20 protein-coding genes are annotated in these 20,915 nt (G+C 55.9%); 13 read left to right on the top strand and 7 right to left on the bottom strand.

The annotated features are described in order from the left end of the window. Nucleotides 1–209 precede the first annotated feature (209 nt). Complete coding sequence (locus Pla52o_RS26795) at nucleotides 210–356, top strand: hypothetical protein (protein ID WP_197169126.1); 147 nt, start codon at nucleotides 210–212, stop codon at nucleotides 354–356. 424 nt (nucleotides 357–780) lie between these two features. On the opposite strand, the gene Pla52o_RS09245 is transcribed toward Pla52o_RS26795, so the two are convergent. The 6 genes from Pla52o_RS09245 to Pla52o_RS09220 all read right to left on the bottom strand — a co-directional run bounded on the left by Pla52o_RS09245 (nucleotide 781) and on the right by Pla52o_RS09220 (nucleotide 6,762). Continuing rightward, complete coding sequence (locus Pla52o_RS09245; protein ID WP_146594329.1) at nucleotides 781–2,118, bottom strand: hypothetical protein; 1,338 nt, start codon at nucleotides 2,116–2,118, stop codon at nucleotides 781–783. 1 nt (nucleotide 2,119) lies between these two features. Further along, the gene (locus Pla52o_RS09240) at nucleotides 2,120–2,431 is read right to left on the bottom strand and encodes a hypothetical protein (protein ID WP_146594328.1); all 312 of its coding nucleotides are present in this window, start codon (nucleotides 2,429–2,431) and stop codon (nucleotides 2,120–2,122) included. After that, a complete protein-coding gene (locus Pla52o_RS09235; RefSeq protein ID WP_146594327.1) occupies nucleotides 2,424–3,155 on the bottom strand; it encodes a 4Fe-4S dicluster domain-containing protein in 732 nt (243 codons plus the stop codon). Before Pla52o_RS09235 ends, Pla52o_RS09240 begins: the two co-directional genes overlap by 8 nt. 5 nt (nucleotides 3,156–3,160) lie before the next feature. Next, the gene (locus tag Pla52o_RS09230) at nucleotides 3,161–3,988 is read right to left on the bottom strand and encodes a diheme cytochrome c precursor (protein WP_146594326.1); all 828 of its coding nucleotides are present in this window, start codon (nucleotides 3,986–3,988) and stop codon (nucleotides 3,161–3,163) included. Continuing rightward, entirely contained in the window at nucleotides 3,985–6,408 is a 2,424-nt protein-coding gene (locus tag Pla52o_RS09225) for a molybdopterin-dependent oxidoreductase (RefSeq protein WP_146594325.1), read from the bottom strand. The genes Pla52o_RS09230 and Pla52o_RS09225 overlap by 4 nt, the downstream gene beginning before the upstream one ends. 87 nt (nucleotides 6,409–6,495) lie before the next feature. Beyond that, the gene (locus Pla52o_RS09220) at nucleotides 6,496–6,762 is read right to left on the bottom strand and encodes a hypothetical protein (protein WP_146594324.1); all 267 of its coding nucleotides are present in this window, start codon (nucleotides 6,760–6,762) and stop codon (nucleotides 6,496–6,498) included. Nucleotides 6,763–6,983: 221 nt separating this feature from the next. Here Pla52o_RS09220 and Pla52o_RS09215 point away from each other — a divergent pair, with 221 nt between their 5' ends. The 12 genes from Pla52o_RS09215 (at nucleotide 6,984) to Pla52o_RS09160 (ending at nucleotide 20,355) form a co-directional block, all read left to right on the top strand. After that, nucleotides 6,984–8,051: a hypothetical protein gene (locus tag Pla52o_RS09215; protein WP_146594323.1), complete on the top strand. Its 1,068-nt coding sequence runs from the start codon at nucleotides 6,984–6,986 to the stop codon at nucleotides 8,049–8,051. Continuing rightward, entirely contained in the window at nucleotides 8,048–8,977 is a 930-nt protein-coding gene (locus Pla52o_RS09210) for a 4Fe-4S dicluster domain-containing protein (RefSeq protein WP_146594322.1), read from the top strand. Before Pla52o_RS09215 ends, Pla52o_RS09210 begins: the two co-directional genes overlap by 4 nt. 75 nt (nucleotides 8,978–9,052) lie before the next feature. Continuing rightward, nucleotides 9,053–10,306 (top strand): sulfate reduction electron transfer complex DsrMKJOP subunit DsrP, encoded by a 1,254-nt coding sequence (dsrP, locus tag Pla52o_RS09205; RefSeq protein ID WP_146594321.1) that lies wholly within the window; start codon nucleotides 9,053–9,055, stop codon nucleotides 10,304–10,306. Between the two features lie 119 nt (nucleotides 10,307–10,425). Next, nucleotides 10,426–10,878 (top strand): RrF2 family transcriptional regulator, encoded by a 453-nt coding sequence (locus tag Pla52o_RS09200; protein ID WP_146594320.1) that lies wholly within the window; start codon nucleotides 10,426–10,428, stop codon nucleotides 10,876–10,878. Between the two features lie 396 nt (nucleotides 10,879–11,274). Beyond that, nucleotides 11,275–13,401: a hypothetical protein gene (locus Pla52o_RS09195; protein ID WP_146594319.1), complete on the top strand. Its 2,127-nt coding sequence runs from the start codon at nucleotides 11,275–11,277 to the stop codon at nucleotides 13,399–13,401. Nucleotides 13,402–13,928: 527 nt separating this feature from the next. Further along, nucleotides 13,929–14,795: a hypothetical protein gene (locus Pla52o_RS09190; RefSeq protein WP_146594318.1), complete on the top strand. Its 867-nt coding sequence runs from the start codon at nucleotides 13,929–13,931 to the stop codon at nucleotides 14,793–14,795. 3 nt (nucleotides 14,796–14,798) lie between these two features. Further along, nucleotides 14,799–15,884, top strand: a complete 1,086-nt coding sequence (locus Pla52o_RS09185) for a M24 family metallopeptidase (protein WP_146594317.1) — start codon at nucleotides 14,799–14,801, stop codon at nucleotides 15,882–15,884. Nucleotides 15,885–15,940: 56 nt separating this feature from the next. Continuing rightward, complete coding sequence (gene accB / locus Pla52o_RS09180; RefSeq protein WP_231612212.1) at nucleotides 15,941–16,420, top strand: acetyl-CoA carboxylase biotin carboxyl carrier protein; 480 nt, start codon at nucleotides 15,941–15,943, stop codon at nucleotides 16,418–16,420. Nucleotides 16,421–16,441: 21 nt separating this feature from the next. Beyond that, nucleotides 16,442–17,785 carry an acetyl-CoA carboxylase biotin carboxylase subunit gene (gene accC, locus Pla52o_RS09175; protein WP_146594315.1) on the top strand — a complete coding sequence of 448 codons (1,344 nt, stop codon included), beginning with the start codon at nucleotides 16,442–16,444 and terminating at the stop codon, nucleotides 17,783–17,785. A gap of 80 nt (nucleotides 17,786–17,865) precedes the next feature. Further along, on the top strand, nucleotides 17,866–18,393 hold the full coding sequence (locus Pla52o_RS09170) for a gamma carbonic anhydrase family protein (RefSeq protein ID WP_146594314.1): 528 nt from the start codon (nucleotides 17,866–17,868) through the stop codon (nucleotides 18,391–18,393). A 249-nt stretch (nucleotides 18,394–18,642) separates the two neighbouring features. Then, nucleotides 18,643–19,560, top strand: a complete 918-nt coding sequence (locus tag Pla52o_RS09165; RefSeq protein WP_146594313.1) for a hypothetical protein — start codon at nucleotides 18,643–18,645, stop codon at nucleotides 19,558–19,560. A gap of 489 nt (nucleotides 19,561–20,049) precedes the next feature. Beyond that, nucleotides 20,050–20,355 carry a hypothetical protein gene (locus Pla52o_RS09160; protein ID WP_146594312.1) on the top strand — a complete coding sequence of 102 codons (306 nt, stop codon included), beginning with the start codon at nucleotides 20,050–20,052 and terminating at the stop codon, nucleotides 20,353–20,355. Nucleotides 20,356–20,358: 3 nt separating this feature from the next. On the opposite strand, the gene Pla52o_RS09155 is transcribed toward Pla52o_RS09160, so the two are convergent. Next, nucleotides 20,359–20,811, bottom strand: coding sequence for a ferritin-like domain-containing protein (locus Pla52o_RS09155; protein WP_146594311.1), 453 nt, complete (start codon nucleotides 20,809–20,811; stop codon nucleotides 20,359–20,361). Nucleotides 20,812–20,915 lie beyond the last annotated feature (104 nt).

The raw sequence follows: 20,915 nt of genomic DNA, 5'->3' as shown, positions 1-20,915 counted from the left end.
AACATTCGCTTGACCACGCAATCGAGACCGCCCGCACGCAGGGATGGGGGATTCAGTGGCTGGCAGCATTGGCATGGTGAACCCGATTTTATCTTTGCTTCACGGCACGCTTACCTGCCGAATCGATACTTCTTTCACACGCCGGCACTCCGCCTCCGTCCACCGCCCTCAGGGCGGTTCTGTAAACTCACTTAGCAAAGAAGCCACCGATGCTACATTCGATCAAGCAAGCCATTGCCCGCTACTGCGCCCCGGCGCACGACATACGCGAACGGGATGCGATGTCGATATCGCTGCACGACTGCATTCGGCTGATCGAACAACATCAACAAACCGAATCGAATTGCCCGGATTGACGATACTGCCCGGGCCGCAGACCCAGTAATTTGCCTACAGCATTTTCAAAGATGACGTGGGAATCAAGCCGTAGCTGCGTTCGCAAGAACGCGGTCCACTGTCTGGCGACAGTAGCTACAGCAAAATTGAAAACGCTCTAGTCGTGGATGTGATTTGCTGGGAGAGATTGCGATAACGCAACTTCAAAACGGATGCGTTTGGGGATGAGTTCCGAGAAAGAACAGCAAGACGACCACGCTAGGAAATAGAGCGGTGGTCTCAAACGACGCGGGATCCGAAGGGACATCCACTGAGCGACTAAGCAGGGAGGCAGGAATGATTGGGTGAAATCCCATTAGCCGCTTAGGCGTTAGCCTCGGTTAAACCGCTTGAACCGTGGCTAACCAAAACGGCGAATCTACCGAAAGACTCCTGCCTACCTGCTTAGTGGGAGAATTCAGGCTTGGTGGCGTCCAGAATTTCCAGGATCGAAGTTCGCTCTGCTTGGGACATCGATGAATACTTGGCGTCGGGAGACGCTTCACTCAACACCATTCTCAGCCGTCTGATCGCTCGTTTGCGGACCGCATCGGGAATGGCATCAAACGCATCGCTGTAGATCAAGTAACTGCATCGGTACTTGAACAGCCGAGTGCGGAGATCCAATTGCCGCAGGCTGCGGCCTTGCGGATCCGTCGGTCCTCGCGTTTGAAACGTCTCGGTAAACGAACTGGTGCCGCTGATTTGGTCGCTCAGCAAGGGGGCGTCCACCATCAGCAATCCGTCGACGAGTCGCTCCGCTAGCTGGTCAAAGACAAAGGCATCTTCATCCGATTCGCGATTCTCCGATGGGTGAGAGGATGGATTGTCATTCGCATCCTGAATCGCGGTTGATTCGCTTTGGTGTAGCAGTGTTTTGTGATGGATGTCGGTGATCCGATTGTGCAGCGAGACTTGGTGTTGTAACACCATCAATGCGACCAGATCGCTGTCGGGAATCATGTACTTCGAAACGTCGAGCCAGGGCGACAGGTCGGTGATGTTTCCATTGCCGCGTGCCTCGGGGGTGGTGACTTCATCACCCGATGAGAGCATCAAGTTGCCCAGATGCGATTGGGCTGCGTGCGTGCCGGTCACGTACCAACCGGCCCAACGTCCAGCGAGCGGGCCGCGTGGGTCGGTGGGAATGGAACGCGATGGAAAAACGCGGTTGCCATCGGAATTGGGGTAAACCGACTGCATCAGTAAACCAGGCACCCGTCCGGTGTCGCTCGAACCGTGACAGAACAAACAGCGGTCGTTGTGACGAATCAATTTTCCCGTCGTGTTCTTTTGTCCTTGCGCGATGGTGTAAAAAATGGTGCCCAGTCTTGGGTCGATCGACGCGAGTTCGATCACTTCGCCGTCGGGAACCCAGGCGATATAGGTTTCGTCGTTAAAGTAGATCGCACGCGCGTTGGAAGGCGAAATCAGATGACGCTGCAGACTGGTTTTGGAAAACACCAGCGTTTGAGAATCGACCGGAACGTCCAGCTCGTGAAGTAACGCGGGGAGGTAGCCGTACTTTTGGTCGTTGGGAAGCGATTGGTTTTCGGTGGAAAGCCGCGTCAGCAGGCGAGCTACCGGATCGTTCGCGGCCGTCGCGGAGTACTCGATCGGCTTTCGCTCGTACGGCAACTGAGACCACGCGGGAAGCATGGTCAGGCACGGGATTGCCACCGCCGCACAAAACGCTCGCGCTGCAAGGTGGCGGATGGATTGAATGCTCGCCGATTCGGTCACGTTACACTCGCGTGCGGATGATGTGAACTTCGTCGGGCTTGACCATCAATGTGTCGCACCAATTTTGCCCGTCAAAGTCGTAGCGAATTTGAATTGCACGGGCTTCGTCTTTCTCGAGCAACTCTTTGGCCTCGAGTAGGGTGACCGCTTGGTCTTGCGAGCGACTGTCCGATACCGTTCGCACTTGCACGTGTTGAACATTGGCACCTTCGCTCAGATCGTGAAACAACTGAACCACTTGTTCGCGGTCCCAGTGAGCTTCGAGTATTTCAGGGGTCTCGTTTGGATCAGACGCGTTGTGTGATTCAGTCATCGAGTGGTTTGTTTCGTTGTCTTGTTTTCGGAGTTGGGCGGATGAATGCGGGCATCAGCAGGATCGCGTTTTCCGGTGCAGGGCACACATAGCGGCAGACACCGCAGCCCGTGCACGCGGATTCCTTGACCTTGGGTTTCCCCTCGCTGACTTGGATGGCACCTTCGACCGGACAACGCTCGCTGCAAACCGTGCAGGTGGTTCCGTGGTGCGCCAGGCACAAATGCTCGGTCACGATCGCGGTGCCCATCATCGGACGCACGTGCGTGGTCAACGCTTCCGGTTCGCAGGCGGTGATGCAAGGAAAATCGTCGCACATCATGCACGGTTGATGGTCGGGATCGATCATCGGGGTGCCGGCGGCTTCGCGCATTCGCGGCGGAGCATGGATGATCGCGTCGTGAGGACAGACTTCGATGCAACGATTGCACCGCGTGCATTCGTTCAGAAAACTCTCTTCGTCGATCGCGCCGGGAGGGCGTAGGACGGGAATCGTGCGGCGACGCGCTGCGCCGGATGCACCGGCCTTTTCCGGTTCCGCATCCACGGCGCCGACTTCGCGAGTTGTCCGCGGGTACCGCATCACCAACGACGCGTGACGCCGTTCGCGCGGCGGGTTTTCGGGTGGATCTGCGGTCGATTCGGACTCGCGATGCCCAAATAACCGGCCGTGCAGGAGGTCGCGTCGAGAAAGACCATCGCGAGGCGGTTGCGGGTCTGACATCACGTTTACTTTACGTTGGGTTCTGGCAAGAAACCGATCTTGTCTGGCACGATCGATTGGTCAAGCGTTGCCGAAGGAGCATGGCATTGTAGACAATTACTTCGCCACGGGTGAGTCGACTCGAGGCCTGCCCAGCCCGTGTTGCCGCCATGACACGCCAGGCACTGGTCTCGCATCCACGTCGAATGCGGGATCGTGGGCGGTGCGCCGGGGAAGGCGCGTTCGCCGTTGAGCGGTGCGGGCAGTCCGACAAAGCTGGTTTGCACCTCGGCATCCACGTCGGTGAACGGTTTGGGGGGCGGCGGAGCATGGCACTGGACGCAGTTTGCCAAAAATCCATGCGACATCCGGTTTGCGACTCGGTTTTCGATGCGTTTGCCTTCGCCGTGACAAGCATAACAAGCCGCGTCGTTTGTGCCTTCGACCACGTGCGGGATGATCGGCGGAGCTCCGTTGAAGGCTCGGCGAGATGCACGCGTCAGCGTCGACTGTAATTTGTCGTCTTCGCTCGGTTTGATCTCCGCAAACAAATCATATTGAGGCTGTGGGATCTGGGCGAGTTTCGGCTTCCACTGACTCGTCGGGCCCGTCTCGCTGCGACGCATTTCAGCATAAGTGACTGCGGCAATGGTCGACGTGGTCGGAGGTTCAGTAGGCGGATCGCTTCCCGTGACTTGCGATGACAACCACGGAGCGTGTTGCTCAAAGTCTTCTTGCGGCACCCCGTCGTTGATGCCGACGAAATAGCCGACCACGGCAACACCGATGACACCGACGAGAAAGGCGATCGAACCGCGCGCGGCGATGTGTTTCGAGTTGTTTTCGTTGTTCATTGCTTCGCGACCTCGGCGTTCGGTTTGCGAATTCGCACGGCACATTTCTTGTAGTCGGGCTGCTTCGAGAACGGGTCGTAAGCTTCGAGCGTCACATTGTTGATCAATTTCGACTCGTCAAAGAACGGCACAAAAATCGATCCCTTGGGCGGTTGTCCGCGACCGTTGATCCAGACAGGCAAATCACAGCTGCCGCGGCGAGATTCGATCGTGACCACTTCGCCTTGGCGGATATTCAGCGCCGATGCATCGTCGGGGTGGACTTCGATATAGGCGGTTGGCATCGCGCGGTTCAATTGCGACACCCGCCGCGTCATGGTCCCCGAGTGCCAGTGTTCCAATACGCGACCGGTGCATAACCACAGCGGGTATTCATCGTCAGGCACCTCCGGTGGCGGTTGGTAGTCGTGAAACCAAACTTGCCCGCGACCATCGCCGGTGACCGAATGATAAAAGTCGATCTCTTTTCCTTCGGCAACAAACGGATCGTCAAAACCGGCGAAGCGGAACATGGTTTCTCGCCACGATCCGTCGGCTTGTTCAACGACCGGCCAACGCAACCCGCGAGCTTTTACGTACTCTTCGTACGGTGCCAAGTTCTTGTGTTTCATCACCGTGAACTTGCGGTACTCTTCGAACAATGCCTTGTCGACATTGACGTCGTAGTAGTGTTCCCATTGCCACACCGGAACCTCTTCGCCGTCCTCGTCATAAACCGCAAAGATAAATTTACCGTCCTTGTCCTTCATGCCCTCGTGACCGAGTTCGAACAGTCGGTGGGCGATCGCGATCGTTTGCCAACAATCGTCGCGAGCTTCGCCCGGCGGATCGACCATCTTGAACCATTGCTGAGTTCGTCGTTCCGAGTTGCCGACCATGCCATTCTTTTCGACCCACATCGCGGCAGGCAAAATCAAGTCGGCCAGCTGGGTGGTCGCCGTCGGGTAGACGTCCGAAACAATCAGAAATTTGTCTTTCAAATTTGCTTTGTCATTGAACAGCAAGTTCAAATTAGGCAGCGTTTGGCCGGGATTGGTGACCTGGACAAACATCGTGTCGATGTCGCCCCCGTCATCGGTGGCCTTGGTGAATTGCTCGAACATTTTCACCGTGTGATAACCAGGGACCGCATCGATGCGACCGGCCGGCATGTTCCAGATCGCTTCGGCCTGAGCGCGGTGTTCGTCTTTGGCGACGACTCGTCCGCCCGGCAACGCATGCGCCAGCGTGCCGACTTCGCGAACGGTGCCGCAAGCCGATGGTTGACCGGTCAGACTGGTGGGCGAATCGCCTGGTTTGCCAAAATGCCCGCTTAAAAAATGGACGCCGTGCACCAAGCTGTTGATCGCCGTGCCCATCGTGTGCTGGTTCATCCCCATGCACCACAGGCTGGTGATCTTCAGTTTTGGATTGCCAAACAGATCTCCGAGCAACCGGATTTGCTCGACCGATAATCCTGACAATTCGGCGACATGTTCAGGGGTGTACTTTGCGATCCGTTTTTTGTATTCATCGAACGAGATCGCTACGCCTTGCAGCGTTGGGTTTTCTGGTTCCGGGGCACGAAAGTTGACAAAGTTCTCAACGAATTTCTTGTCGTAGGTTCCGTTTTCGATCAACAGATGCATGATCCCCAATGCGATCGCGACATCGCCGTGCGGCTTCATCATCAGAAAGTCGTTCGCCGCGTCGGTCGTGCGAGTGCGGCGGGTGCCGATGTCGATCAAACGAACCTTTTCGCCTTTGGATCGCCGATCGATGACCCGCGAGAAGAGCACGGGGTGCATTTCGGCAGGATTGTTTCCCCAGGTGATTAAGACGTCGCATTCGTCGAGGTCGGCATAACATCCGGCCGGTTCATCGACGCCATAAGTCGCTAGGAACCCGGTTACCGCCGACGCCATGCAGAGCCGAGCGTTGGGGTCGATGTGGTTGTTCGACAGTCCGCCTTTCATGAATTTTTGAGCGGCGTAGCCTTCTGGGATCGTCCATTGGCCGGAACCATAAAAGGCAAACGTCTTGGGCGACTTCATGATCCGTTTGGCCACGACATCGATTGCTTCGTCCCAATCGATTTCTTTGTACGAATCCCCATCGCGCAATAGCGGCTTGGTCAAACGGTCTTTGCCGTACAGGATCCCTCCGACGTGATAGCCTTTTACGCACAGCAGTCCCTTGTTCACATCGGCATGCTTGTCACCAGCCACCGCGACAACCCGTCCCTCTTCCACTCCGACTTGCACATGGCAACCGGTGCCACAGAAGCGGCAGGGGGCTTTGTTCCATTTGATTGCAGATGAAGCATCGGATTCCGTCGGATCGACCACTGGCAGCGCAAACGCACTGCCCGATCGAGAGGCTGCGGCGGTCGCGGCTGCCATGGCAGCCTGTTTCATGAAGGCCCGGCGATCGTTATCCATCGTTTCGTCCTGAAGTTTTTGCTGCGAGTGGAAGGGATGAGGAGTCGTGCGGTCAATGATTGTCGTAGTGCAGGTTAACCGTCTGTGCTAGGAATCGTTGGTCGAATCGGACTCGAAACCAACCAAGGCCACATCCACAAAGACGACTCCGGGGAGACGGTTTAGCCATTGCCAAACCTGTTTGTCTTCGTCGTTAGATGGGGTGTCGACCACGATTGGGATTCGCACCGCGTGTTGCTGCTCCGGTTCATTTATCCCTAACTCGATTCGCGGATCACGGCGTAGGGAACTCAACACATCGGCACGCTCGGTAGCGTTGTCCGAGAGCGTGACGACAAGTCCACTGATGGGCATGGTAACATTCGCCTGCGGTTGAAATCGAAAAGAAACTCCGGCATGTCTGTGCCTAAAATATCAATTTGTCCCAGACAAACAATAACAAAGGACCAACTTGTCTTGAATAGGTTTGAGTAATTGATAAGATCTTGTTGCGTCAACGCGAGCGTCCATGACAAGCCTTCGATCACAGGCTCGTTCTTGCAACAACTCGTTCTTGCAAACAAAGAGAGGACTGCGTGTATCAAGGAAATATCTATCGATTCGCAGTGTTTGTGTTGCTGGTGGGCTGGCTCGCGGTCGCGTTGTTGGTTGCAGGGCGTGACGTTCGAGAAGCGGCGCAGGCCAATGATGCTCCGCCCCCGGAAACACTCGCGTCTCAATTAAGTGACATAACCGCACACAACCGATCGGGTGTGCCCGAGAGCACACATGAGAATACGGTTGGTTCCCAGGACACCGCCAGTTTGTTTGTGGCAACGATTCGTCGTCCCGACGGGCCGCCCCGGATTGATGCGGGGGTGGTGGATCCGCAGGGCCGCTCGGGTACAGTGGCCTGTTCGACGTGCCATAGCGTTCGCGAGCCGAACTTTGCCAATCGCGCGCCGGCGGATTTAGACCAATTTCATCAAGGCATGACGTTCACGCATGGCTCGATCACGTGTTATTCATGTCACAATCCGAACGATGCCGACACGCTTCGCTTGGCCGACAGCACCACGGTGGAGTATGTCGATGTGATGACGTTGTGCGCACAGTGTCACGGCGCTCAGTACCGTGATTACCAACATGGGGCTCACGGCGGGATGAATGGTTATTGGGATCTGTCGCGTGGGCCGCAGACGCGAAACAATTGCATCGATTGTCATGACCCCCATGTTCCTGCGTTTCCCAAGATGACGCCGACGTTTAAACCTCGCGATCGTTTTCTAAGCCCGCCCGCGGATAAGGATCATGGTGCCGCAGTCCGTCCGTTCAGCCGGACGATGGCAATCGGTTTTTGCTGTGTAAACGAAGCGGACGCAAACGAGAGCGTCCGACTTAGGGAAATCATAACCCGAAGCGTAAGCGAGGGACTCGATGTGGATCGCATCACGTTTACGGTGGTCCCTCACTTACGCGTCGGTTTAGGATCGCGATGGCTCTGCGGGCTCCTAAATGACGAGGTCTTTCTGAACTCCGCGCTCTCTCGAGAGGTGCGGCGGCTAGAGCCAGAGTGCGTGCGAGACCCGGCCGCTTACGCATCACGGCTCACTGAAAATTGCGATGATCCAATTCGACTTTTGAACTTGAGGTGGGCGGTATGAGTGATTCGCAATTGAAAAAATCGTTGCCGATCGTGACTCGTCGAACGGCGGTCAAAGGCGGTTTTGCCACGCTTGGGGCGGCTGCGTTTGTTGGGGCAATCTCGCCGCTGCGTCATGCGGCCAAGGAGACAACGGCTGCGGAGTTCATGCAGCAGCACTACCAAGAGTTGAGCGATGAAGACAAACGCAAGGTGATTGCGCGTCTCGAAGATGAGACCAAAGAGGAATATGGTGCGGACGTGACGATCGGTGATGATCGCCCCCTGCCCGGCACGAAGTTCGTCTATGCAATCAATTTGAGTGTATGTAACGGCAATGGTAAGTGCGTCGAAGCGTGCCACAAAGAAAACAATCACGACCGCGCCACAAACCAGTCTTATATCCGTGTGCTGGAGATGCCCAAGGGCACGATGGATATGGAACAGGGGAATACGACGTACACGCATACCGTTCCCGACGACGGCAAGTTTTATTTGCCGGTGCAATGCCAGCAATGCGACGAGCCGCCGTGCGTCGACGTATGCCCCGTCCAAGCGACGTGGAAGGAAGAGGATGGCATCGTCGTGGTTGACTACAACTGGTGCATCGGTTGTCGCTACTGCGAAGCAGCATGCCCGTACCACGCGCGGCGTTTCAATTGGAAGAAGCCAGAGGTGCCGGCGGCGGAGGTGAACCCCGATCAAAGTTACCTCAGCAATCGCATTCGGCCTCAAGGGGTCGTGGAGAAATGCACCTATTGTTTGCACCGGACTCGGCGGGGGCGCTTGCCCGCGTGCTTAGAGGCTTGCCCCACCGGGGCGAGGGTGTTCGGCAATATCTTGGATCCTGATTCCAACATTCGCTGGCTGCTCGAGAACAAGCGTGTGTATGTATTGAAAGAAGAATTAGGGACGAAGCCCGCGTTCTTCTACTTTTTCGATAAGTAAATTTTCTACAGCCAAGTAGCGATAGCGAATGGAAGCGCGAGAACGATCCGGCCCGCCGCGACTGACGAATGTCTTATGAGCACCACCAATCAACCTTCGGCGATCTTAAGCTATCCCGCATTTTTGCGTCGCTCGCTCTCTCTCGCGACCGATGGCTCACTTAGGTTCTATGCATGGATGACGGCGTTAACCGCCGTGGCCTTGGTCGGCGCCAATGCGTGGGCGAATCAAGTCGCGACGGGGATGATCACGACCAACATGACCGACCATGTCAGTTGGGGATTGTACATCGCTAACTTTACCTTTTGCGTGGGGTTGGCGGCGGGCGGCGTGATGATGGTGATTCCCGCCTATTTGTATGACGACGAAGAGATGCACAAGGTCGTGATCATTGGCGAAGCCGTGGCGATCGCGGCGATCGTAATGTGTACGCTCAGTGTGTTGGTGGACCTTGGGCGTCCCGATCGGTTTTGGCATTTGATCCCAGGCATTGGCCGGTTCAATTGGCCGATGTCGATGTTGACCTGGGATATCATCGTGCTCAACGGTTACTTGGTGATCAATCTGCACATCGTCGGCTACTTGCTATACATGCGGTATTTGGGCCGCAAGCCGAATCCGGTGTGGTACTTCCCGTTTGTTTTCTTGTCGATTGCGTGGGCGATCAGCATCCATACGGTGACCGCGTTTCTGTATTGTGGTTTGGGTGGACGTCCGTTCTGGAACACGGCTCTGCTTGCGCCACGATTTTTGGCTTCGGCATTTGTCAGTGGGCCTGCGTTCATTATTTTGGTGATGCGAGTGCTACGGATCACCAGTGGCTATTCGGCACCGCCCGGTCCGGCAAGGACGCTGATTCAAATCATTCGCGTTGCCATGGTGATCAACTTAGTGATGTTGGCGAGTGAGATCTTTACGCTCTTTTACACCGGCGGGGCGCATGGGGTGTCCGCCGAATATTTGTTCTTTGGATTGCATGGTCATCACGGTTTGGTCGCTTGGATTTGGACTGCGATTGCAATGAATTTGCTCGGCACGGTGTTGTTCTTTACCCCTGCAGCACTGCAGCGAGGTTGGACGCGAATTTTGGCTTGTTTGCTGGTGATTGTGGGGATATGGATCGAAAAGGGGATGGGCCTCATTATCCCCGGTTTCATTCCCTCGACGTTGCACGAGATTGTCGAATACGCACCGAGTTTGGTGGAATGGAAGGTGACAGCGGGGATTTGGGCGTTCGGATTGTTGATTTTAACGGTGATGTTAAAATTGATTGCAAATGTGTTTACAGGCCAATTGAATCTGCCCGGATCGGAATCGGCTTCACGCTAAGGTCATTGCTCGTTACGAGTTGCTTGTGGGGTGTGCGGTTGAATTCAACGTGGAGCGGCAATTCGTTTCGATGCAGTCCCGCTGTGTTGTTGTTGCCCTTATTCAAGTGAAGACACCGCATGTACAAGAAAACGACTGAAACGGCTCTCGCCGCGCTCAGCCGACTTGCCGAAGTCTATGATGGTGGGAAGACCCGTTTGTCGGCAACGGAGATCGCTGCGGATCGAGGTTTGCAGCGACCTTTTCTTGGCAAAGTGCTCTCGATACTGGCTCAGGCCGGGTTGATTGAGGGGGCGCGTGGGCCCGGCGGCGGGTTTACCTTTGCCGTGCCTCCTCGCGACGTCAAGCTTTACGACGTCTATCGCTTGTTCGAGCGTGCGGGGGACGCATCGCATTGTCCGTTTGGAGGTGGCATCTGTGGGGCTGGTGATCTTTGCCCGCTGCACGACCGGCTCGTCGATGTTCGCAACGCCACCGATGCGGTGCTTCACAATACGGACTTTGATGTTTTTCGCAAAGCGTATGCCCAGGACAAAGGGAATGCGGATTGGCGATTGCGTCCGTCGAAATGACCGACCACTCGGGAGCAACCGGCACGCTCACTCGGGAGCAGACGGGCGGCCATACTTGTGCGGAATTGTGCGTCATGGTCCTGGCTCTTCCTAGTCGCTACGACCGGAACAGTCACAGGGGATCGTTAGGGTTTTCGTGGACGCTAGGGTGACCGTAGTCCGGAAAGTCGCCGATATGCTTAGTGTTCCGCAAGATTGCTAACGACGGGTGTGAATCCCATCAGCTCATGAAGAGCGATTGGATCTTCGGAATTCCCGCCAGCCCCATCCGCACAGAGTCGCCCTCGCTAGCGACGTCTTCTGTGTACCTCGCTGGACCCCATCTAGAGTCTCCGACCACCTCCGACGTCGGCAGCTCACCGAGGTTTCATAGAATTTTATCATGAGGATTTATCGATGAAAGTTTGTTTGACGCAGCGTGTTCGCCGCTTCCTATTGTCATGTTTGATTGCCGGTATCACCGTCACAGGCTCCTATGCGAGTGACGCAGTGGACGTTGACCTTGATACCACCCAGGAAGTCGCGCCGCTGAGCTCGACCATTGATGAATACGAAGCCTGGTGCGAATGGGGGACTCACGATTCGAGTCCTGTCGGAACGTCGACGCTTTCCGCTACTTCGCAAGACGGGATTGAAGAGAAGCATCCTAACGCACCTGAGCAGAGTGCGATGATGCCAGCGTTGTTTGCCGTAGCGGAAAGCGTCAGTCGCCGAGCGGGAATTTCGATCCAACAATTGATCGAACCGTTCGCAATGGTAACCCCGTATGCTCAGAGCTCGCTCGAGGAAATCTCGCGACTCCAGCTAAGGGCAGAGGAGAGCAGCACGCATGACGCAGTCGCGTCTAGCGGTAACGAAGTTGAAGCGGAAACGGCCACTCATTACGAGGGCATTTTGCCAGCACCGATTGTAGACACCACAGACAATCATTGTTTCGCCGATTCCGCGACAACCGATGAGATGGGTAGCGATATGTATTTTCTCGCTACCGAAGAACCGATCGATGGGGACGCTCCCGGTCACGAAGCCGAAGGCTTGCTCGACACCAGCAATGCCATGGCGACCAACCCTCCCAAGAGCGATTCATCGGTCGGTTCTTCGCTGAATGAGCTCGTGCTCGAAGAAGCCGGTTTCGAAGAAAGCGAAGCCGCGGTCGAGGAACTTGCGGTCGCGTCACCCGTGGTCGGATCGGGGGCGATTATCGCGACGATCAGCGAAGAGTATCTGCCGTATGATCTGGCAGCACGCGATATTCCGGTTTGGAACTTCGCTCCGCTGGTTTACAAACCCTATTGCATTCTCCAACGCAACAACCATGTCGAAAAGTTCGATATGTGGTCCGAGGTCGAGATGCAAAGCGAAGCTGGGGCGGAAGGCGAAGTTGAGGCGGAAGGCGAAGCAGTAGCGGTGAAGGAAGTGGCGACGGAGGAAGTGGCGTCGGAGGAAGTGCATGCGGAAGCGGTCGTCGTGAAGGAAGCTTCCAGCGAGGAGGCGATTGGCGAGGCGTTGGCGTTTGCTGAGGCGGCCACCAACGAAGTGGTCATGCTCGAGGTCTCGACGGAACCCGTCGCGTTGGAGGAGGAAGCAGCCGATGAAATGCCCTCCCACGCCTTGGCGATGCAGGATGATAGTGCGTTGGATGACGCGGTTGTCGTGGAAGGGCCCGCCGCAGCAGTCGTCGTGAATGAAGCTTCCGCGGAGGACGCGATTGCCGAAGCGTTGGCGTTTGATGAGGCGTTGGCGTTTGCTGAGGCGGCCACTAACGAAGTGGTCATGCTCGAGGTCTCGACGGAACCCGTTGCGTTGGAGGAGGAAGCAGCCGATAAAATGCCCTCCCACGCCGTGGCGATGGAGGACGATCGGGAAGGGGACGACGCGGTTGCGGATGAAACGCCTGCCGCAGCAGTCGTCGTGAATGAAGCTTCCGCGGAGGAAGCGATTGCCGAAGCGTTGGCGATTGATGAGCCGGCCACCCGCGAAGAGGTGATGTCCGAGGTCGCGACCGAAGCGATCGCGTCGGAGGATGGGGGAGCGGACGACATGCCCTACGATGCGGTGGCGATGGAGTATGAGATGCTGGACGATTGGTCGATGGGCGATGAGTCCGTGGATGTCGTCGTGGCGGCCGAACCGGCATCCGACGCCGTGGCGTTAGACGAAGCGGAGGCGAGCCAGGTGGTGATTGAATGTTCAGCCGATTGTTTGCTGGACGAGTTGGTTTGGAAGATGGATACGTTGACCCTCGAAGTGTCGCGGGTTATCCGTCAGGATTCGACTCACCAACTCGGTTATCAACTTGGCTCTCGGTTCCGTTCGGTGGTGGCCTCGGGCAATCAAGTCACTGACCAGGCGGTTGAGTTGCTCGCGGGTATTTGGCCTGTAACCCCGCTGCAACCCGTAGCCGAATCGGTTGGCCAAGCCTTGTTGGTTCGTGCCGAAGCGGTCGCAGCGTCCGAGGCGGCCGAGCAAGTTGCCGAAGTGGTGGGCGAAGCGGTTTCCGAGAATGCAACGGATATCCGCTAATCGCATCCTCGGGAATGTTTTAGGCGAGGCGAAAGTTCGGGAGCTTTCGCCCGCCCGATGGGGCTGAAGATGGGGTGGAATCATTCGGCCTGCGTCGCGTCAGCGAAGACGCGGGCCGATTTGGGGGTGAAACGGATCGAAATGGTTTGTTTTTGGAATCGGCGTTGACAGGCCTCTCCCTTAGGTGTTAATCCCACACCCACGGTCGCAAAGCGGTCGTAACACCAAACAAACAACAAGGAATTTCATCGCAAGTGAACGTTTTGCGGGAATCGTTCACAGGTCATCAAGTGATGGCTGGAGCATCCATGTCTGAGTGCGACGGTTACTGGGTCAATCGTCTCACTGAGTCGCTCGGCGATGAAATTTCTCTGTGCATCGGGGTTTTACTTCGGTAACACCCCGATGCCAGGATCTAACCGGACGCAGTTCGCCTCGCGAAAATCGCGGGACGCGAGCTTTCCGTCCCCAAGGGCCTTGCTCAAAAGGCCCTCCTCGAAAGGGCCCATTCGAAAAGAGGGGGCCTCATGAAGAACGTGGTGATGGAAAAAGACGCAAAACAAGAATTGCTGGGCGACTCCGCTACCGCCGCTGAGGTGAGCGACGATGCGGGCGTTTCCGAAGTGGCTGCGGTCACGAAAAAGTCGTGGAATCGGCGCCGCATCGGGTTGGCGAGCACGCTGCTTCTTGTCGCCGTGGCGGCAGCCTACGGGGGTTTTGCGTTCACCAATTCGGGGCAAGCTCCGGTTTCGGTTCAACCCGCTCCGCTGTCGAACCAAGCGCGTTTTAGCCTGCTGAAGGCTGGGCTTGAAAATGGCACGCAAACCGCATTGCATATCGACTCGTTTGAAATCGACGACGACATGCTCGTTCAACTCGAAGGGTTGGCTGAACTTGAGACGGTGATTGTCGATCAAGGAAAAATCAGTGACGCGGGCATCGTTAAATTCACGACGTTTCCTAAGCTACAGCTTGTGCGATTGCGTCATTCGCCGATTACGGACCAAGGGATGGCAACGTTGGCGGAGTGCAAATCGCTGTGGTACGTCAATTTGCCCCATGCCGCATGCACGTCCAAGGGCGTGGGGATGCTCAGGGCGATTCCCGAATTGCGACAACTGAGAATCGCCTCACCCAAGCTAGGTAACGAAGTTTGTCGAGAAATCGCCAAGATCCAATCGCTGCGCGGGATTCATTTGATCGATATCGCCGTGACCAACGAGGGGCTGAAGTCGTTGGCCTCGTTGCCCTATCTTGAATCGCTGTATTTAGATAATTCTGCGGTGACCGCATCGGGGTGGCGTTGGCTCTACGCAAACTACCCCCAGATTCATGTGCACGTGAATCAATCGCACCAAGATTACGACCCCAAAGCACACCCGCATCACGATTAAATCATGGCTCAACGACTCGACACGCTACAGCAATCACTTTCGTCGCTCGAGATCGATGCGATGTTGGTGATCGATGAAATCAATGTTCGCTACCTTTCGGGATTTACCGGCGACAGCAGTTATTTGCTGGTCGCCCCGAGCGAAACGACGATTCTGAGCGATGGTCGCTATGAAATTCAAATTGCCAGCGAGTGCCCTTCGTTGTCGCCGGTGATTCGCCCGCCGAGCCAATTGATGTTGGATTTGCTGCAACAAGTGCTGTCCGATTCGCAATATCGACGCATTGGGATTGAATCGTCCGTTGTTTCGCTGGCTCAATACCGAGCGTTGGCCGCGAAGTGTCCCGAGATCACCTGGGTTGAAACTGCGGGAGTGGTTGAGAAACAGCGAATGATCAAGGACGAGAGTGAAATTCAGACGACCCGTGAAGCGGTTTCGATTGCCCAACGCAGTTTCCAAGCGATATTGCCGATGTTATCGCCGAAGTGGACCGAGCGCGCGATCGCTCATGAATTAGAAGCCAAAATGCGTTTCTTGGGCGCCGACTCGGCGAGTTTCAAACCGATTGTTGCGTTTGATGCCGCCGGCGCTCTGCCGCATTATCAGCCTGCGGAAATTTTTCTGCCGAAGTCGGGAACGATTTTGATCGATTGGGGGGCAAACTATCGCGGTTACGCAAGTGATATCACCCGCACCCTCTGGAGCGGAAAAATTTCTAGCGAGTTTGAGCGAGCTTATGAAACCGTTTTAGCGGCTCAATTAGCCGCGATTGCCGCAATTCGGCCTGGCGTGCAGGCCAACAAGGTGGATCTGGTCGCCCGTGATGTGATCCAAAAGGCGGGGCTCGGCGCAAAGTTCAATCACAGTCTCGGCCACGGAATCGGGCTGCAAATCCATGAATCGCCACGAATGTCGTCGAATTGTGAAGATGTGCTTGCTGCGGGTATGATAGTGACCGTCGAACCCGGGGTGTATATCGGTAACGAGTTTGGCATTCGCATCGAAGATGATGTGCTTGTGACTAATTCTGGTTGCGAAGTGCTCACTACCCTAGCAAAGGGACTCGATGATTGTCGCTTGGTGCTGTAAAACTTCCGCTTCCTAAAATTTACATGAACGTCAATCTTTCTGACGGTGAGTCCAGTATGAGTAAAGGCGGAAAGCCAGGGCCCGATATTTTCGATATCGAGCGACTTCGCATGATCGTAGCGTTGATGGAAGAGCACGAATTGTCGGAGGTTGATCTCCAGCAAGGCGATGAGAAAATCAAGCTTAACCGTGGCTCTGCAGCACCAGTCTACGTGCCCACAGCGGCGCCAGCCCCCGTGGCGGCTGGCTCTGCATCCGCTCCGGCTCCGGCAGCGGCGGATCCCCATGCGAACACGATTACGATCGATGCGCCCATGATCGGCACGTTTTATTCACGTGCGAATCCTGAATCGGAGCCGTTCGTCAAAGTCGGGCAACGGGTCACCGAAGACACCATCGTCTGTATCGTCGAAGCCATGAAGGTCTTCAACGAAATTCCGGCAGAATGCAGTGGAACGGTTGTCGAGATTCTTGCCAACGATCAACAACCGGTTGACTTCGGTAAGCCCATGTTTCGTATCGATCCCAGCGCTTAACATCCAACGTAGACACACTCTGTGATTAAAAAAATCCTGATTGCCAATCGTGGCGAGATCGCGTTGCGCGTGATTCGTGCTTGCCGTGAAATGGGTATTGGTTCGGTGGCGGTGTACAGCCAAGCCGACGTTGACTCCATGCACGTCAAATTGGCCGATGAAGCTTATTGTGTGGGCAAACCACGCAGCAGCGATAGCTATTTGAAAATCGATCAAATCATCGCTGCGGCGGAAGTGGCTGGCGTGGATGCGATTCATCCCGGCTATGGCTTCCTTGCCGAGAATGCCCACTTTAACGAAGTCTGTCGCTCCAGCGGATTTGAGTTCATCGGGCCAAGCCCTCAAGCGATGGAAAAGCTTGGCGACAAGAACACCGCTCGCTCGATGGCGATCGCGAACAAGGTTCCGGTCGTTCCAGGCAGTGATGGCTTGATCGACAATGACGCGGATGCGGTCGAGATCGCCAAAAAAATCGGCTTCCCTGTTTTGATCAAAGCGACCGCCGGTGGTGGTGGCAAAGGGATGCGAGTCGCCGTGGACGAGCAATCGTTGTCGACGGCATTGTCGCAAGCACGTACCGAAGCCGAAGCGGCATTCGGGAATGGCGGCGTTTACCTTGAACGGTATGTCGGTTCGCCACGTCACGTCGAAGTTCAAGTGATTGCCGACTCGCATGGCAATGTTTGCCATTTGTTCGAGCGTGATTGCAGCGTGCAACGACGTCACCAAAAGTTGATCGAAGAAGCACCGAGTCCAAGTCTTCCCGAAGATCGACGAATCGAAATCTGTGAAGCGGCGGTGCGGATGATTCGTGGTGCGGAATACACCAATGCCGCAACAGTCGAGTTTATCGTTGACACCGATAACAATTTCTACTTCATCGAAGTCAATGCACGGATTCAAGTCGAGCATCCTGTGACCGAGATGATCACTGGGATCGATTTGATCAAGGAACAAATTCGTGTTGCCGCTGGCGAAAAGCTTTCGTTCCGACAAGAGGACGTGAAGTGCCAAGGTGCTGCGATTGAATGTCGGATCAACGCCGAAGATCCCGACAAGAACTTCCAGCCCAATCCGGGACGGATAGAGAAGATGTTTGTCCCAGGGGGGATGGGAGTGCGGTTCGATTCCCATGTCTACGCCGGTTACACCGTGCCACCGCATTACGATTCGATGATTGGCAAATTGATCATTCATCGACCGACCCGTGCCGAAGCGATCGCGACGATGCGGCGGGCGCTGCGAGAAATGCAGGTCGAAGGGATCTGCACGACCACTTCGTTCCACGACAAAGTGCTGCAGCACCCTGAGTTTCTCGAAGGTCGCCACGACACGAAGTTCGTCGAACGCGAATTTTTGAGCTAAGTCGGGTCGCCACGAAACGCCTGGCAAGTTTTCGACGCCGCATTCCAGGATGCGGAATTCATTAAGGATGCAGCGAGGTTATGTCGGAACGTCAAATCGATCCTGTTTTTCGTCCTGAAAAAATTGATCCCTCTGCGTTTGTCGCGGACAACGTCACCATTTGTGGGGATGTTACGATCGGCGAATCCTCAAGTGTGTGGTTCGGATCGGTCGTGCGAGGGGATACCGAGTTCGTGCGTATCGGCAAGCGAACCAACATTCAAGATTTGTCGCTGTTGCACACCGATCACGATGCGCCCTGCCAAATTGGCGATGACGTGACGGTGGGGCATTCCGCGGTCGTGCATGGTGCTACGGTCGAAGACGGCGCGTTGATCGGGATTCGCGCGGTCGTGCTCAGCCGAGCGAAGATCGGGGCCGGTGCGATCGTCGCTGCCGGGGCGGTTGTCACCGAAGGAGCGGTCATTCCACCAGGTAAATTGGCCGTGGGGGTGCCTGCGAAGGTCATCGCCGATGTGACGCCCGAACAACGTCAGCGATTGATCGAAACGGCGCAGCACTACGTCGATTCCGCAGCCGTCTACAAGGCTGCAAAGACGGAAGCGTGATCCGCGGCGGCTAGCCATGGGGTGGTGTGCAATCAATATGCCCCTCCGTTTGAGCGTTTGAGCGGCTTGTTCGACGTTTGCGGGCTAAATCATTTGCCAAACCCTACCAGGGATCTAGGATAGAGAAGGTAGGCTGTGCATGATTGACGGCGATTCGGTTGGTGCGCGAGATGATGCACCGAGGCGAAACGATAACGCCGTCGGCACGCCTGATGTTGTACCGCGTTATTCGCGAAGGAGTTGGGGTCCATGTTGCTGTTTCATTTTCGTCGCATTGTTCTTGCCACGACCGTTGCCGTAGGGGTGCTAGCTGCAGCGCCGCTGTGGGCTCAACGTCATGGCGGCGGGCATTCAGGTCACGGGCACTCGGGTCACGGGCACTCGGGGCACGGGCATTCGGGTCATGGGCATTCGGGGCACGGGCATTCGGGGCACGGGCACTCGGGTCATGGGCACTCGGGTCATGGGCACTCGGGGCACGTGTATCACGGCGGAGGCCATTACGGCGGGGGATTCTATGGCAGCAATGTCTATTCCGGCCGCGGCTTTAGTCTCTCCATCGGGGGCGGTTATCCCTACGGTTACGGTGGCTTCGGGTACGGCAGTCTCGGTTACGGTGGCATCGATTATGGGATCGATACCTATCGTTATCCCTCCTCGAGCTACTCTACGACGTATCGTGGTTTCGCTCCCGACTATTTCACTCAACCTAGCTTGAGCTACACACCGGATCCGGTTTATGGCGAGGTTCCGGTTGATTCATACGGAACTTCCTACCGGTACGACGGGGCGATTGAGTCGCCCTATGGCGTTCCAGGCTATAGCAGTGAGTTTCAACATCAACCTCGTGCCGTTTCGCCTTACGCGGCGGGACGTGTCGATCCCTCCTCCGCTGATCTTCGCCCAGGCATGGTTCTGGAGGACGGATCAACGGTGATCTCGGTTGCACCGCCGGGAGTGGTCAGCGGTGAACCCGCTACGGTTACGGAGTCGGACGAGCCGAGCGTGGCCCCTAAAGCGGACTCGCAGCCCGATGCGGAGACGCAGACCAAGGCTGCCCCGAAGTTGGAACCGACTCCAGCAAAAGAGCTTGATTCCGATGTCGAAGTGGTACCCACGCCCGCGGAAGTCGCTGATGATGCCGCCAATCCGGCGAGCAAAGATTAATCAACCGCGTTAAAGCGACCTGGGCGTTGAACATCTGGCCCCGAGTCTTTCGGGGCAAACAATCTTTCAGAGCAAGCTTATCGTTCGCGATAACGACTCTTTTGGTGATACGACGCTTTCGGTGATACGGCGGTGCTTGCCTTCGACCAGGATGATCCCGCCCAGGTGGCCATCCCGCTGGACACGACACGACGCTCGAACTGAGCATCGCTCTAACTGAGCATTGCTCTAACTGAGCATTGGGCGCATTGAGTGAAGCGGGCTCCTTATTACGACATGGGTACTGTACGCAATGCCAGTGTTTTGGGGTGGGGGGATAGCTCGTTTGCTTATTGGGTTGGCCCATTGAATGGGTGAGGGTTGGGCCTGTGTCGACTCGTTATTGCAAGCGGTTCTCAATAACGGATTGACGCGACTACAATTCAGTGCAGAATAGGAGGGCACTGGGCACAGGAGTGAAGCCCGGAAGTTCCATCACTTGAGAGCCCAATGCCCTTCACTGAACAGATTCTCGGCGTCGTCGATTCGTCCGATGGACATCGTGTGCTGCTGGTGCTTCGCGAGCGACATGCCAAGCCGTTTGAGCTGAGAACGGAAACGTTTTCGTCTAATGTCGGTTGGTTTACTCAGCAATCGCTCGAATTAACACGCGCGGAGTTTAGCGGGCTGAAGAACGTTTTAGGGCTACCGCTGGCTCGGGGGTGCAGCCAAACGCTGCACGACATCCACCCCACCGACTCCGAAGCGAGCGGTCAATCGATCCTCTCCTTTGCCTCAGCGACGAAGAGGGCTTAGAGATCAACCTGATTTGCGAGCCGACAATTCGGCTTGCGCGGTTGAGCTTTCGCGAAGGAGTTTGGAGTACTCGTCCACGCCTTCTTGTTCTTGCACGAGGATGTCTTCGAGGAAGACGACCAGCGAGCGGGTGCCTTCGGCCAATTCGAGGGCCTTTTCGTACATCTCGACCGCCTTGGACTCAAACGCAAGTGCGTTTTCGAGCATCTCTCTTAGATCGCGTGTTTGCTTGATCTCATTGCGTTGGGCAACGGGAACGCCTCCGAGCGAAACAATCTTGTTGCCAATGAGCTTGGCGTGATTGAACGACTCTTCGGCGTCTTCTTCAAACTTTGCCGAGTAAACCTCTCGCCAAGGCCCTTCGATAATAAAGGACGCTTGCGAATACTGAGCTACTCCGGTCCATTCATGCTTGAGGATTTCGTTGAGCTGAGTAATGACGGCATCGCTATTCATGATCGATATCCTAATGAGTGAGTTGTTATAAGCGGAAAACGCGAAAGCATCTTCCACTGTAGGGGGTTGTTCAAGCAAGGTGAGACGCGTACTCGGGGGATCCA

The organism is Novipirellula galeiformis, from assembly GCF_007860095.1.
GTDB classification, from domain to species: Bacteria; Planctomycetota; Planctomycetia; order Pirellulales; family Pirellulaceae; genus Novipirellula; species Novipirellula galeiformis.
The sequence above is the reverse complement of the archived record's forward strand: the minus strand, read 5'-3'. Positions and strand labels throughout refer to the sequence as shown.

What these genes read in the sequence shown, in the direction of transcription:
- Pla52o_RS09210 (WP_146594322.1), top strand. Translation starts at nt 8,048, where the DNA reads ATGAGTGATTCGCAATTGAAAAAATCGTTGCCGATCGTGACTCGTCGA.
- Pla52o_RS09235 (WP_146594327.1), bottom strand. Translation starts at nt 3,155, where the DNA reads ATGTCAGACCCGCAACCGCCTCGCGATGGTCTTTCTCGACGCGACCTC.
- Pla52o_RS09165 (WP_146594313.1), top strand. Translation starts at nt 18,643, where the DNA reads ATGTTGCTGTTTCATTTTCGTCGCATTGTTCTTGCCACGACCGTTGCC.
- Pla52o_RS09155 (WP_146594311.1), bottom strand. Translation starts at nt 20,811, where the DNA reads ATGAATAGCGATGCCGTCATTACTCAGCTCAACGAAATCCTCAAGCAT.
- Pla52o_RS09160 (WP_146594312.1), top strand. Translation starts at nt 20,050, where the DNA reads ATGCCCTTCACTGAACAGATTCTCGGCGTCGTCGATTCGTCCGATGGA.
- Pla52o_RS09230 (WP_146594326.1), bottom strand. Translation starts at nt 3,988, where the DNA reads ATGAACAACGAAAACAACTCGAAACACATCGCCGCGCGCGGTTCGATC.
- Pla52o_RS09220 (WP_146594324.1), bottom strand. Translation starts at nt 6,762, where the DNA reads ATGCCCATCAGTGGACTTGTCGTCACGCTCTCGGACAACGCTACCGAG.
- dsrP (WP_146594321.1), top strand. Translation starts at nt 9,053, where the DNA reads ATGAGCACCACCAATCAACCTTCGGCGATCTTAAGCTATCCCGCATTT.
- Pla52o_RS09200 (WP_146594320.1), top strand. Translation starts at nt 10,426, where the DNA reads ATGTACAAGAAAACGACTGAAACGGCTCTCGCCGCGCTCAGCCGACTT.
- Pla52o_RS09225 (WP_146594325.1), bottom strand. Translation starts at nt 6,408, where the DNA reads ATGGATAACGATCGCCGGGCCTTCATGAAACAGGCTGCCATGGCAGCC.
- Pla52o_RS09185 (WP_146594317.1), top strand. Translation starts at nt 14,799, where the DNA reads ATGGCTCAACGACTCGACACGCTACAGCAATCACTTTCGTCGCTCGAG.
- accB (WP_231612212.1), top strand. Translation starts at nt 15,941, where the DNA reads ATGAGTAAAGGCGGAAAGCCAGGGCCCGATATTTTCGATATCGAGCGA.
- Pla52o_RS09240 (WP_146594328.1), bottom strand. Translation starts at nt 2,431, where the DNA reads ATGACTGAATCACACAACGCGTCTGATCCAAACGAGACCCCTGAAATA.
- Pla52o_RS09170 (WP_146594314.1), top strand. Translation starts at nt 17,866, where the DNA reads ATGTCGGAACGTCAAATCGATCCTGTTTTTCGTCCTGAAAAAATTGAT.
- Pla52o_RS26795 (WP_197169126.1), top strand. Translation starts at nt 210, where the DNA reads ATGCTACATTCGATCAAGCAAGCCATTGCCCGCTACTGCGCCCCGGCG.
- Pla52o_RS09190 (WP_146594318.1), top strand. Translation starts at nt 13,929, where the DNA reads ATGAAGAACGTGGTGATGGAAAAAGACGCAAAACAAGAATTGCTGGGC.
- Pla52o_RS09195 (WP_146594319.1), top strand. Translation starts at nt 11,275, where the DNA reads ATGAAAGTTTGTTTGACGCAGCGTGTTCGCCGCTTCCTATTGTCATGT.